Source organism: Flagellimonas sp. 2504JD4-2 (assembly GCF_053642935.1).
Window position 1 is genome coordinate 773767 of the sequence record NZ_JBSIOV010000003.1, and the last position, 13817, is coordinate 787583.

The 13817-nt window shown below is 40.3% G+C and carries 14 protein-coding genes; 13 read left to right on the forward strand and 1 reads right to left on the reverse strand.

Annotated features, from left to right (window positions below; genetic code table 11):
• Positions 1-88 precede the first annotated feature (88 nt).
• Positions 89-508 carry an STAS/SEC14 domain-containing protein gene (locus ACULLH_RS14680; RefSeq protein WP_454089506.1) on the forward strand — a complete coding sequence of 140 codons (420 nt, stop codon included), beginning with the start codon at positions 89-91 and terminating at the stop codon, positions 506-508.
• Here ACULLH_RS14680 and ACULLH_RS14685 read toward each other — a convergent pair.
• Complete coding sequence (locus ACULLH_RS14685) at positions 505-2046, reverse strand: NAD(P)H-hydrate dehydratase (RefSeq protein WP_454089507.1); 1542 nt, start codon at positions 2044-2046, stop codon at positions 505-507. The two genes, ACULLH_RS14680 and ACULLH_RS14685, sit on opposite strands and share 4 nt — an antisense overlap.
• A gap of 251 nt (positions 2047-2297) precedes the next feature.
• On the opposite strand from ACULLH_RS14685, the gene thrA reads away from it, so the two are divergent.
• The 12 genes from thrA (at position 2298) to ACULLH_RS14745 (ending at position 13737) form a co-directional block, all read left to right on the forward strand.
• Positions 2298-4742, forward strand: a complete 2445-nt coding sequence (thrA, locus tag ACULLH_RS14690) for a bifunctional aspartate kinase/homoserine dehydrogenase I (RefSeq protein ID WP_454089508.1) — start codon at positions 2298-2300, stop codon at positions 4740-4742.
• A 1-nt stretch (position 4743) separates the two neighbouring features.
• Entirely contained in the window at positions 4744-5667 is a 924-nt protein-coding gene (locus tag ACULLH_RS14695; RefSeq protein WP_454089509.1) for a homoserine kinase, read from the forward strand.
• Positions 5668-5670: 3 nt separating this feature from the next.
• On the forward strand, positions 5671-6966 hold the full coding sequence (gene thrC, locus ACULLH_RS14700; protein WP_454089510.1) for a threonine synthase: 1296 nt from the start codon (positions 5671-5673) through the stop codon (positions 6964-6966).
• Positions 6967-7068: 102 nt separating this feature from the next.
• Positions 7069-8154 (forward strand): glycine cleavage system aminomethyltransferase GcvT, encoded by a 1086-nt coding sequence (gcvT, locus tag ACULLH_RS14705; protein ID WP_454089511.1) that lies wholly within the window; start codon positions 7069-7071, stop codon positions 8152-8154.
• Complete coding sequence (locus ACULLH_RS14710) at positions 8154-9068, forward strand: glutaminase (protein ID WP_454089512.1); 915 nt, start codon at positions 8154-8156, stop codon at positions 9066-9068. The genes gcvT and ACULLH_RS14710 overlap by 1 nt, the downstream gene beginning before the upstream one ends.
• 3 nt (positions 9069-9071) lie before the next feature.
• Positions 9072-9896 (forward strand): sugar nucleotide-binding protein, encoded by an 825-nt coding sequence (locus tag ACULLH_RS14715; protein WP_454089513.1) that lies wholly within the window; start codon positions 9072-9074, stop codon positions 9894-9896.
• A gap of 126 nt (positions 9897-10022) precedes the next feature.
• Positions 10023-10436, forward strand: coding sequence for a contact-dependent growth inhibition system immunity protein (locus ACULLH_RS14720; protein WP_454089514.1), 414 nt, complete (start codon positions 10023-10025; stop codon positions 10434-10436).
• Positions 10426-10767, forward strand: a complete 342-nt coding sequence (locus ACULLH_RS14725) for a hypothetical protein (RefSeq protein ID WP_454089515.1) — start codon at positions 10426-10428, stop codon at positions 10765-10767. The genes ACULLH_RS14720 and ACULLH_RS14725 overlap by 11 nt, the downstream gene beginning before the upstream one ends.
• A gap of 130 nt (positions 10768-10897) precedes the next feature.
• Positions 10898-11398: a hypothetical protein gene (locus tag ACULLH_RS14730; protein ID WP_454089516.1), complete on the forward strand. Its 501-nt coding sequence runs from the start codon at positions 10898-10900 to the stop codon at positions 11396-11398.
• Between the two features lie 17 nt (positions 11399-11415).
• Complete coding sequence (locus ACULLH_RS14735; protein ID WP_454089517.1) at positions 11416-12138, forward strand: SMI1/KNR4 family protein; 723 nt, start codon at positions 11416-11418, stop codon at positions 12136-12138.
• Between the two features lie 112 nt (positions 12139-12250).
• A complete protein-coding gene (locus tag ACULLH_RS14740) occupies positions 12251-13108 on the forward strand; it encodes a DUF1444 family protein (protein ID WP_454089518.1) in 858 nt (285 codons plus the stop codon).
• A 41-nt stretch (positions 13109-13149) separates the two neighbouring features.
• The gene (locus ACULLH_RS14745; protein ID WP_454089519.1) at positions 13150-13737 is read left to right on the forward strand and encodes a DUF1684 domain-containing protein; all 588 of its coding nucleotides are present in this window, start codon (positions 13150-13152) and stop codon (positions 13735-13737) included.
• The last annotated feature ends 80 nt before the right edge of the window (positions 13738-13817 follow it).

Below are 13817 nucleotides of genomic sequence, written 5' to 3' on the forward strand. Positions count from 1 at the left end.
ACGATATTTACGCTTTTAATCGTTTATTTTTCCCTGCTCTGACCTTTCCCCATACTTTCGTCTTGAGACACTATAATTATTTGGGGGAATGAAATTTGCTTCTACAAAGAAAGCTGTTGTAGTACGAGAATACCAGTTAGAGATTGGAAGCGTCCAGGTTTTTGACGATTATATGGTTGCCACTTTTGATGAAGGCGCCACGGTAACTTTGGAACGCACCTATCAAATCATCGGAATTTCGGAAATACATTTTAGGGATAAGGATTTTGGTTATATAAGCCTTCGTAAAAATTCATATGCCGTTGACCCCACCGTATACAACTATTTAAGGGGAATGAAGAATCTCAAAGCCTTCGCCATTGTTTCCAAAAAGGAAATAGACATGCATAATTTTAAGATAGAGAAGCTCTTCTATAAGAAGAACATGGAATTCTTTATTGAATACGACAATGCATTGGCATGGGTAAAGAAAAGACTTAAGAACGGTCAGAAAAAGAATAAGATTTAAGCTTCGCCGTTGTTGACCTCTGTTCGCTCTGGAGGTCTGAGTAATTCCATATAAGCCATTCCTATATTATCAATTATGCCTGAAGCTATCAAGGCTTCATATCCAATCTTTGAAGCTTTAATATCGCCTGCCAGCCCATGTAGATAAACTCCAAAGATGGCACCCTGTAAAGGTTCATATCCTTGGGCAATTAATCCAGTTATTAGTCCCATGAGCACATCGCCGCTTCCAGCCGTTGCCAATCCTGGGTTACCGGTAGAATTTATGTAGATCTTGTTGCCTTCGACAATCATGGTATGTGCCCCCTTTATCAAAAGGATACACCCATATTCGGAAGTAAAACGCTTTGCTTTTTCCAGCTTTTCGAAATCGTCTTCCCATTTTCCTAACAGTCGTTCCAATTCTTTAGGATGTGGGGTAAGCACGGATCGCTCAGGAACATCTTTCAACAATTTGGGGTTTTTGGCCAACATATTCAATCCATCGGCATCTATGACCATGGGAGCAGTTGTTTTCTTTAAAAGCTCACCGAAAGCCTTAACAGTTTCCGCTGCGGTGCCCATGCCCATGCCAATCCCAATGGTGGAAGGCGTAAAGGGAATATCGATTTGAGTAATCTGCTCATCTTCCTCATCGGTCAGAACCATAAGTTCAGGAGCTGCTGTTTGCAATGAATGGTACCCGCACTCGGGAACATATGCCGTAACCAAACCACTTCCGGCCAATAGGCAAGCCTTACAGGCCAATTGTACAGCACCTATTTTTCCATAACTCCCCCCTACAATTACTGAATGGCCATAAGTTCCTTTATGGGAAAATTTCAGTCTGGGTCGGTACATCCTCAAAACAGCTGATTTTCCAACCAATTCGTAAGGACTCTCGGTAGTGGACATAAATTCGGCATCCAAACCAATGTCCAGAATTTCCCATTGATTGATAAAAACTCCTGTTTGCGGGAGGAAAAATACCAGTTTGGGCGCTTGAAAGCTCAAAACATAGCTCGCTTCAACGACATGGGCCATATTCCATGGCATCCTATCCATTGGTAAACCCGAAGGGATATCAACAGACAATACAAAAGCTCGGGAAGCATTAATATGTTTAATGATTTTACCAACCCATTCATCAGGCTTGCGGTTCAGGCCTATTCCAAAAATGGCGTCAACAATAATATCGTTCGGAGTAATCTCTGGCGGAGAGGTTTCTTCATTGATAAACTCGGGCCATATTTTTCTATCTTTTAACCGTTCGAGGTTTAAAAGAAAATCTTTGGAACGCTTCTCGCTATAATTTACGACGTGAACCTTAATATTATAACCATGCTCGTGAAGGTGCCTGGCCAAGGCTATTCCATCCCCTCCGTTGTTACCTATACCACAAAAAAGATGAATGGTCACTTGGGCGCCCTGTAACCGGGAATGCATCCACTCAAACAACTTAAGCGCAGCTCTTTCCATAAGTTCATCACTGGCAATCTGTTGTTTGGCAATTGTGAATTTATCAGCTTGATAGATCTGTTCGGCAGTAAATATTTTCATTCAATAAGAAAAAATAACAATTGTAATAGATTTCGTAAAAATTTAAGAATCGTTTGAAGAAGCTCTCAAAAGTACTACTTTTGACCCTGATTATTGTACAATGCAATTTAAACAAACGGATATCAAGCCTTTAGCGATGGAAACTTCTTCATCTATCTTCACTTTGACTATTACCACCCCTTTGGGGTAGTCTGCATATTATTTCCGTCCGTTTATTAAATCATTTTCAACATTTTACAACATAATTAATCATGAAAGTCTTAAAGTTTGGTGGTACTTCGGTAGCCAATCCTAAAAATATAAATCGAGTCAAATCTATAGTAGAAGAAATCAAGTCCGATAAAGTGGCGGTCGTTGTATCCGCGTTCGGCGGAATTACCGATTTGTTGCTCAACACATCCACCTTGGCTTCCAATCAGGATTTAGCCTATAAAAAGGAGCTTCAGGACATTGAGGAAAGGCACATTTCCATCATAAAGGAACTTATCCCGGTTCAAAAGCAAAGTAGCATCCTTAGCCAGGTCAAAAGTGACTTGAACACTTTGGAAACTTTACTCGAAGGTTCTTTTTTGATAGGTGAACTAACACCAAAACTATCCGACAAAATCGTGAGCTATGGGGAATTGCTTTCCTCGTTCATTATCAGCGAGTTTTTTAAATCAGAAGGTATTGATGCCGAATTGAAAGATAGCAAGGAACTCATTATCACTGATGAAAACTACGGCAAAGCAGCTGTCGATTTTTCGTTGACCAATCAAAATTGCAATGTCTATTTTAATGAGGTCTCACACAAAATAACTGTGCTTCCAGGTTTTGTTGCTTCAAGCAGTAATGGAAATCTGACCACTCTGGGCAGGGGTGGGTCCGACTATACGGCAGCTATCATTGCAGCGGCACAAAATGTGGAGGTTTTGGAAATTTGGACCGATGTCAGCGGTATGTTCACTGCCAATCCAAGATTGGTGAAACAGGCCAGATGTGTGGAGCAAATCAGCTACGAAGAAGCTATGGAACTTTCCCACTTCGGAGCAAAAGTGTTGTATCCTCCAACTATCCAACCTGTGCTCAACAAGCAAATTCCAATCCTTATTAAAAATACGTTTTCCCCCGGTGACCCCGGAACCAGTATCACCAAAAGTACCAATGGGAATGGGAAGACCGTCAGAGGTATTAGTCATGTGGGTGGAATAAGCCTCCTTTCATTGGAAGGTCCGGGCATGATCGGGATTCCAGGGATTTCCAAACGCTTTTTTGAAACACTTTCACTCGAAAACATAAGTGTGGTGTTGATAACACAAGCTTCCTCGGAGCATTCAATTTGCGTGGGAATTTCCGAAGAGGACGTTGAGAAGGCAGTCGTTGCCGTAAACCAAGCCTTTGAATATGAGATTAGTACCAACAAGATTCAACCTATTGTGGTAGAAAAGGATCTTGCCATCATTGCGTTGGTGGGTGACAATATGAAAAGCCATCAAGGTTTGAGTGGTAAAATGTTTAGCACACTTGGAAAAAACAACGTGAATATCAGGGCCATTGCCCAAGGAGCTTCTGAACGTAACATTTCAGCTGTTATAGCCAAAACAGACGTAAAAAAAGCCTTGAACTCGCTTCATGAACGCTTTTTTGAGGAAAACATAAAGCAGTTGAACCTTTATGTTATGGGTGTTGGAAATGTGGGTTCGAAGTTTTTAGGGCAAATCCAACAGCAGAACTCCTATTTAAAAGAAGAGCTCCAACTCAACATTCGAGTTATTGGTATGAGCAATTCAAGAACTATGGTTTTTGATGAAAATGGAATTGACCTTGACCATTGGGAAAGTGCTCTGGCAAACGGTAAAAAAGCAGATAAAGCCGCATTCTTTGAAAAAGTCAAAAGCTTAAACTTCAGAAACAGTGTGTTTGTAGATAATACCGCTAGCGACGAAGTCGCCCAAAGTTATCCCAACTATTTAACGAACAGCATCTCTGTAGTGACCTGCAATAAAATTGCATGTTCTTCGGATTATACATTCTACAAGGAGCTCAAAAAATTAGCGAAGAAATACAACGCACCATTTTTGTTCGAAACCAATGTAGGCGCGGGATTGCCTATCATTGATACGCTTAAAAACCTAATTGCTTCAGGCGATAAGGTGAATAAAATCCAGGCGGTGTTATCCGGAAGTCTGAACTTTGTTTTCAACAATTTTGATGATTCCGTCACCTTTCATGATGTGGTGAAACAAGCTCAGGAAGAAGGTTATACCGAACCAGACCCCACTATCGATTTGAGTGGTATCGATGTAATGCGAAAAATTCTCATTCTGGCGAGGGAAAGTGGAAACCAATTGGATATTGACCATATCGAAAATGAGTCCTTTCTACCCAAGGAAAGTTTGGAAACCGATTCCAATGATGCCTTTTTTGAATCTCTGAAGAAATATGAGCCTGATTTCCAAAAAATGTACAAAGAAGCAGCGGATGCTGATAGCAAGCTTAAATATGTAGCCCAGTTTGAAGAAGGAAAAGCTAAAGTTGGACTTCAAAAAATCCCTAAAGGCCACGACTTTTACAATTTGGAGGGCAGCGACAACATTGTATTGTTCTTTACGGAACGCTATCCCAACCAACCGATGATCATAAAAGGTGCTGGTGCCGGTGCAGATGTTACCGCTTCCGGTATCTTTGCGGATATCATCAGAATCGGAAACTTTTGATATGGAAGCGATAAAAGTCTTTTGCCCAGCCACAATTGCCAATGTATCCTGCGGATTTGACGTCTTAGGACTTGCTTTGGATTCAGTAGGCGACGAAATGATCGTTCGAAAAACGGATGAAAAGGGCATTGTAATTTCCAAAATCACTGGTCAGGATTTGCCTTTGGAAACCTCCAAAAACGTCTCTGGGGTTGCCGGGTTGGCCCTGCTTGAAAAAAGTGATTATAACGGAGGTTTTGAAATTGAAATCAACAAGAAAATAAAACCCGGAAGCGGTATTGGAAGTAGTGCGGCCAGTTCAGCTGGAGCTGTTTGGGCCATGAACCAACTATTGGGCATACCATTTTCAACCTTGGAGTTGGTCCAATTTGCCATGCAGGGCGAAAAATTGGCCAGTGATGTGGCCCACGCCGACAATGTGGCCCCTGCCCTTTTTGGCGGATTTACCTTGGTAAGAAGTTACGAGCCTTTGGACGTGATTCCCATACCTACGCCCGACGAGCTTTTCGCTACCGTGATACATCCGCAGATTGAGGTAAAAACATCGGATTCCAGAAAAATCTTAAAGACCAAAATCACTTTGGAAAAGGGCATTCAGCAATGGGGCAATGTGGGTGGACTTGTAGCCGGGCTCTTTCAATCGGATTATGATTTAATCGGCCGTTCGCTCCAAGACCATATTGTTGAGCCCATACGGTCCATATTGATTCCTGGCTTTGATGTTATTAAAACCAATGCCATAAAAGCTGGAGCTTTAGGTGGAGGAATTTCCGGTTCCGGGCCTTCCATTTTTGCGTTGAGCAAGGGAGAAGCGACTGCCAAAAAAGTAGCCGAATCCATGGACGAAACCTATCAAAACATTGGAATCCCATTCGACGTACATATTTCCAAAGTCAACACCCAAGGTGTTAAAATTTTAGCCTAACCTATGAACTTTTACAGTTTAAACGACCATACTATACAAGCCTCTTTTAAGGAAGCCGTAGTAGCTGGGATAGCTCCAGACAAGGGGTTGTATTTTCCTGAAAAGATTGCACCACTGCCAAAGGAGTTTTTTGACACTATAACCTCGCTTTCGAATCATGAGATTGCTTTTAGGGCCATCCACCAATTCGTTGAAGGAGAGATTCCCGATGATGTCCTGAAAAAAATCATCGAAGATGTGTTGGATTTCGATTTCCCGGTGGTGGAAATAGAAGAAAACGTGGCTACCTTGGAACTTTTCCACGGTCCCACCATGGCCTTCAAGGATGTAGGTGCTCGCTTTATGGCGAACTGTCTGGGTTATTTTTCCAAAGGAAATGATACCAATGTTACGGTTCTTGTTGCCACTTCTGGGGATACGGGTGGAGCTGTTGCAAATGGTTTTTTGGGGGTTGATGGTGTAAATGTCGTTATCCTTTATCCGAGCGGAAAGGTGAGCGATATCCAGGAGAAGCAGCTTACTACTTTAGGGCAGAATATTGAAGCCATGGAGGTTAACGGTACTTTTGACGATTGCCAACGAATGGTAAAAACCGCCTTTTTGGACACTGAAATAACGGACCACAGAAAATTGACTTCTGCCAACAGTATCAACATTGCAAGATGGCTTCCGCAGTTATTCTATTTTTTGTTTGCCTACAAACAAGCAAAATCACAGGGAAAGGAAATTGTTTTTTCTGTCCCTTCGGGAAACTTTGGAAATATTTGCGCGGGTATGGTGGCCCAAAAATTAGGGATGCCCGTAAAGCAATTTGTAGCTTCCACAAATGTGAACGATGTGGTTCCGAAGTTTATGCAAAAAGGGGTATATGAACCGGTTCCTTCAATAGCGACCATCTCCAACGCCATGGATGTGGGAGATCCTAGTAATTTTATCCGAATTAGGCATTTATACCAAGATAATTTTGATGCGCTTAAAGAGCATCTCTCCTCCTACTCTTTTACCGATGAAGCTACCAAAGAGGCCATGAAAAAGGTGTATTCCCAATCCGGTTATGTTGCGGACCCCCATGGAGCTGTGGGATATTTGGGGTTGAAGGAATATCAAAAATCCAATCCGGATACCTATGGCATCTTTCTGGAAACCGCCCATCCCGTGAAATTCTTGGATGTAGTTGAGGAAACCCTAGAGCTATCCCCGGAAATTCCTCCTCAAATTCAGAAGGTGATGGATAAAGAGAAAAAATCCATTAAAATAGATACCTACGAGGGATTAAAATCCCACCTACTGGGTAAATAGCATCTTGAAAAATCAGTTAACAATATATTGTTTAAAAGATTAGGATTTTTTAGGCTGCTGCTTTGGTGAATTCAAATAAATTTACCCCATAAAATGTAAAATATGAAAAATACCGCCTTAACTGAAACCCATATTGCTCTAGGCGCCAAAATGGTGCCTTTTGCTGGATATAACATGCCCGTTTCCTATGAAGGGGTAAATGTGGAACATGAGACCGTACGGAACGCCGTGGGTGTCTTCGACGTTTCCCATATGGGTGAATTTTTAGTGGAAGGTCCAAATGCCTTGGAACTTATCCAACAGGTAACCTCTAACGATGCTACAAAGTTGACAGTGGGTAAAGCCCAGTACGGGTATCTTCCCAATGAAACAGGAGGGATCGTAGATGATCTTATCGTCTATCGTGTCAAGGAAGAGACCTATTTATTGGTCGTGAACGCCTCCAATATTGAAAAAGACTGGAACCATATTTCAAAATATAACGAAGCCATTGGGGCTTCCATGAAAAATATCTCTGAAGATTATTCCCTGCTGGCCATTCAAGGGCCAAAAGCGGTGGAGGCCATGCAATCCTTGTCGTCCATAGACCTTTCGGAAATCAAGTTCTACAATTTTGTTGTAGGGGATTTTGCCGGTATTGAACATGTCATTATTTCGGCAACAGGCTACACGGGTTCAGGTGGATTTGAAATCTATTGCAAAAACAACGAAGTACAACAGGTTTGGGACAAAGTTCTGGAAGCGGGTGCAGATTTTGGCATAAAACCAATCGGACTTGCTGCCCGTGATACCTTGCGTTTGGAAATGGGCTATTGCCTCTACGGAAATGATATTGATGATACCACATCCCCCTTTGCTGCTGGATTAGGCTGGGTGACCAAATTCACCAAGGATTTTGTGAACAGTGAGGCTTTGGCCAAGGAAAAAGAAGAGGGGCCAAAACAAAAATTAATCGCCTTTCAATTGGATGAGAAAGGAATTCCAAGACAAGGCTATTCCATAGTCGATGAAAATGGAACAGAAATTGGGACCGTAACTTCAGGAACCATGTCCCCTTCACTTTCCCAAGGAATTGGATTGGGATATGTGACCATCGAAAATGCCAAGGTGGACAGTAAGATTTATATCCAAATCAGAAAGAACCAAGTTCCTGCCACTGTTGTAAAATTGCCATTTTATAAGAAATAATGCCAAATTTTGAATCCATTCTTAACACCATTGCCCAAGAAGTTTCCAAGGAGACCGAAAAGGGCAATGTAGCCAGCTATATTCCAGAATTGTCCTGCATAGACCCCAATAAGTTTGGGATAGCTATTTTGGACAAAAATGGGAGCATCAGCGCCATTGGGGATTCAAAAGAAAAGTTTTCGATCCAAAGTATTTCCAAAGTATTGGCGCTTTCCATGGCGTATTCCCTTTTGGGTGAACGCATATGGGAACGGGTCGGTGTTGAACCTTCGGGTGACCCCTTCAACCATATGTCCCTATTGGAAATGGAAAATGGAGTGCCAAGAAACCCCTTGATCAATGCCGGTGCCATTGTGGTGTCTGATATTTTGGTATCGCACCTAAAGCATCCCAAAACTGATTTTCTGGAATATGTTCGAGGAATTGTAGGTGACGATTCCATCAATTATGATGAAAGCGTGGCGCTGTCTGAAAGAAAAACCGGATTTCGAAATTATGCCGCGGCCAACCTTATAAAGTCCTTCAACAATCTTGAAAATGATGTGGAAACCGTATTGGATTTTTACTTCCATTGCTGTTCCCTCAGTATGTCGTGTGAACAATTGGTGAAGGTCTTTTACATTTTTATGAATCGGGGCAACTGTCTTCAGAACAACAATTATCTGGACATATCCAAGGTAAAACGTATCAATGCCATAATGCTCACCTGTGGTTTTTATGATGAAGCGGGTGAGTTTGCGTTTGAAGTAGGATTGCCGGGGAAAAGTGGGGTCGGTGGTGGAATCGTGGCATTGTTGCCAAACGAATTTTGTGTAGCTACCTGGTCCCCTGGACTTAATGAAAAAGGAAATTCCAAGCTAGGTATGATGGCGCTGGAAAAACTAACGACCATGACGGGGTTGTCAATATTTTAATAGTTGGAGAAGAAAAAGAAGATACTGATTTTAGGTGCCAGCGGATTTATCGGCAACGCCATTTATAAAGAGCTCTGCAACTATTTTAATACCTATGGCACCTACTGCCATAGCACAGTTTATAGTGATAATGGACAGTTCTTTCGGTATGACATGCGCGAAGATGATATCGTGAGACTGTTGGAGAATGTTCGTCCGGACTTCATTATCTCTACACTCCGCGGAGATTTTGGAGCGCAGGTGCAGGCCCACGAACATATGATGGAATACCTGATCAAAAACAAGACGAAACTCTACTTTATTTCTTCGGCCAATGTGTTCGATGCCTATAGCAAGTTTCCTTCCTATGAATATGACAAAACACTGTCGGAAAGTGTATTTGGCAGACTCAAAATAAAGATTGAAAACATGATGATGCGGTTACCCAAGGAAAAAACCGCCATTCTCCGAGTGCCCATGGTTTTTGGAAACACTTCGCCCCGCGTAAAGGAAATCAAGGAAAATCTAGAGAACAACGAACCTATTGAAGTATTTCCCAATCTCATCATTAACGTGACCAATGACGACAGGTTGACCCAACAGATACATTACCTCATCAATAGAAACAAAACGGGTATTTTCCATTTGGGAAGCAAGGATTTGATCCAACACGAAGAGTTTATCAAAGAGATCATCAAACAATTGGGAAACTACCACCCCATTTTAAAACGGGTATTTACCACCAACGAAGACCGTTATTTAGCTGCTCTCCCCAAGCACAATAAATTACCGAAAAATCTGCGCATTAAATATCAGGAGATTATTGATCATCATCTCACTGTTGATTGACAATGTTCAGTTATCAGTTGTCAGTCGTCAGTTGTCAATTTTCCATTTTCCATTCTTATTTCAGTCGAAGTTAATATTGCTTAAATATTTTTTTACTTTTAGGTGTGCTTAGAAACCTACACCACCTTGGAATATCTGACAGGATCTAAATCTTTAGAGCAACTCGAATGCGACTACTGGAAAGAACCAATCGAGTATCCTTCCAGACTTGTACAGAATTGTTATGAATTTAGGAAAATTCCACTTCGTGAATTGAACGTTGAACAATTGCGGTTATTAATTTCTCAAAACATTGGCTTAGACTACTTGATTGCACTTGGTATTGAAAAACTAAAAACAAACGTTTTAGCGGAGGGAGACCTATATGAAGGTGACTTATTGGTCGCAATTTCAAAAACATCAAATGATTTTTGGAGAGAAAACGTAAATGAGTTCAAAATTCTTAAAAATATAGTAACAAAGAACTCAGACACAATAAAAACTCAACTTGGAGAAAAAAAGTTTGACAAGCTGCAAAACTTTATCAATCATGGGTTATAAAAAAATTTGCTTTGATTGCAGAAAGGGATTCAATCAAGGAACCGACATCAACAATATTAGGGAATCCAAATGCCCAGACTGTGGTAAATTGATGAAACAAGTGACACACAGATTTAGGCCTCCAAAACAAACTGATATCAAAAAATGGGAAGTTGCGAAGTTCTTAATGCAAAATGGTTTTCTCTATGAACATGTTTATAAGCAGATTTATGAGGTCGGAGGAGTAACTGTTTTAGCTAATTATGCTACTTATCCAGAAAATATGAGGGACGCCATAGAGTTTGTAGACAAATACAAATACCAACTCAATCTAAAGTTCACAAAAAAATGAAATTTATCTTAAACGTTATCAAATGGATCTTGATAATCCTGTTCTTTCCAATATCATTAGTGGTGGTTGGATACTATAAGCAAAAGAGAGTCAAGCAAACATATTGGGATAATAAAAACTAAACTACAAAATGAAGCAATTTCTACTTTTCGGCATGCTAATCTGTATGAATTTTGGCATTGGGCAAACCTACCAAGATTCAATACCCGAATTATGGAACTTGATAGTGTTCGAAAAAGGAGGTTGTTTGGGTGGTGGTCAGTATGTTTCCGATAAAGTATATACTCAAGAACCAAAACCTTTAGTTTTCAGCGAAAATGATTGGAAGCGGTTGGCAAAACGGGATAAAACCAAGCTAACTGAATTTCTTATTACCAAACTATCCGACACAACAAGGACCAAGGTGCATACTTGTCCTTTTTTTAGTGCTACAAATGGAGAAATGGCCGTTTATTCGCTACAACATATTCACAATAAGAACTGGTTCGATTTCGAAAATTTTAAAGAATATAAAAACAAAGAGTACAAAAGCGCTATTGAACAACCTCAAATGTGGTTACAAAACCTACTGAAAAACAAAAGGGAACGAAAAGCATTGGCCGATTTGTATCGTAATGAACTCAAAAGATAAACATATCGCCTAAAATAATGAAACCCTTAGACCAGTTAAAATCAATTCTCGGCAATCAATATGAATCAGAAGATGGAGATTTGTATGAAATTGAACTTTTGGACGGAATGTCCGAGTCAGAAATTTCAGCTTATCAAAAATCTTTCCCTAATCAACAACTACCGGAAGAAATCAAAGAACTTTTAGGCTTTGCACGAGGGTTTGAATTTTTGCCCTTGGAAGAAATACACTTTGATAGTTATGGCCAATTTGGATTTGAAGAAATGTTTCTGCATTCTATTCCCCTTGCTGGAGATGGGTTTGGTAACTTCTGGATTTTGGATATTGATTCAAAGGGCGGCTGGAACAATGTTTATTATGTGTGCCATGACCCTCCAGTTATGGTCAAACATTCCGAAGGTTTAGCGGATTTTATAGAACATATAAATGAGTATGGTCAAAAGGTGGAAGATTCCCATCTGGAGAAAATCCATGAAAAAACCATCATGGATGTCTGGCAGGAAAAACATAGTATTATGGAGCAAAATGAACTTGACTATGATTTTCCCGCTCATATAAATGAACAACTTCCAAAAATGTTTATGGTAGCTGACTTATCAGATAAACCAGTTATTACTGGATTTGCCTGGGGGAAATTTGGCGCTAGCTCAAAAATCATCCGGGTAGATGACAAACCTATTTGGATTATAGAGAAAAGGGTGAAACAAGGATTTTTGGCGCGTTTACTTGGAAAATCATGATGCAAAACCTGTTATTTCTACTTGTTGTTGGAGTTGGATTGTATTATGCCCTTAAACACGGGCGTAGAGCAAGAAAAGACATCGAGGAATATGAAAAAAATAAATTCAAAAAATGAAAAAACTTGTAAGCTTAATGTTGGGGGTTTTTATGACCAGCTGTGCCCAAAAAACGCAGAATTTGACCGAAATCCAGTATACAGAAAGGTATTTAGAGGTAATTTCAAGCAAACACCCAAATGTTACCTACACAGTGATAGAACCTTTGGTTCTTAAGGCCACATATGGTAAAGATGGAGAGGTAACCCACTATTTGGACAATTCATACAGCGAGTACAGATTGACTCCAAATGATTTAGATGAAATAATGGAGCGATACACCAAAGCCTCCACCGATATTTATGATTGGGATAAAGATATACGTGTTGACCGCATAGTCCCCATAATAAAACCAAGTGACTATTTTGAACAGCTTCGGGATGTGGCCCACGATGTGGAAGACTATAAAGACCCAGACCTGGTTTGGGAGCCGTATAATGAGGGTTTAATCATTGTTTATGCTGAGGACAGAGAAAACAACATCAAATATTTTAATCAGAAAGAATTTGACCAATTGAATGTTTCCAGAGATACACTTTTAGAGTTTTCAGTTAACAACTTAAACAAGGTGATTCCAGAAATTGGTACTGTTGGCGGTAATGGCAATTATGGTTTGGTGGCAGGTGGAGATTATGAAGCTAGTCTCATATTATATACAGAACTATGGACCAAAGAAAACTTTGAAGTTGATGGAGACATCGTCATAGCAATTCCCAATAGGGATTTAGTTTTTATAACCGGTTCAAACGACAAAGACAATTTGACAAAAAACAAAGCAATAGTCCAGGACACTTATGAAAACGGAAACCACTTGGTTTCTCCAAATTTTTATAAGTGGAGCGGGCAAAAATTTGAGAAATTCAATCCGATGTAACGCAAAACAACTTAATTGGATAATAAAAAATAAACTACAAAATGAAGCAATTTCTACTTTTCAGCATGCTAATCTGTATGAATTTTGGCATTGGTCAAACCTACCAAGATTCCATTGTTGAATATCAAAAGGAGTTGAACGACTTCTATAGCAATGAAGAAAAGTCTCCCTTGACGAAAAAAGACTTTAAGAAATTTAAGGGACATGACTTTTTTACCATTGACGAGAACTTTAAAGTTGAGGCAAAATTTGAACGCGCCGTAAATGCCATTCCCTTTTTAATGAAAACCACAACGGATAGGCTGCCAACTTACGAGGTCTATGGCGTAGCTACTTTTACTATTGATGGACAAACACACCGTTTAAACATTTACCAAAACCACAGGCTTCGGGAGACCGAAAAATATAAAAACCATCTATTTCTACCCTTCACAGATCTTACCAACGGCAATGAAACTTATGGAGGTGGTAGGTTTATAGATTTGGAGATACCTGAAGGTGACACCATCGTTATTGACTTTAACAAAGCCTATAATCCGTATTGCGCGTACAACAAAAAATACTCATGCCCTATTCCGCCCAAGGAAAATGATTTGCCAATTCACATAAATGCGGGAATCAGAATTTAGGCAGGGGTAGTTTATCATCCGTTGAGAGAGCACCTGTTTCGGATGCAAGGAGTATTAGAACCAATAAGCACTGAGCTGGA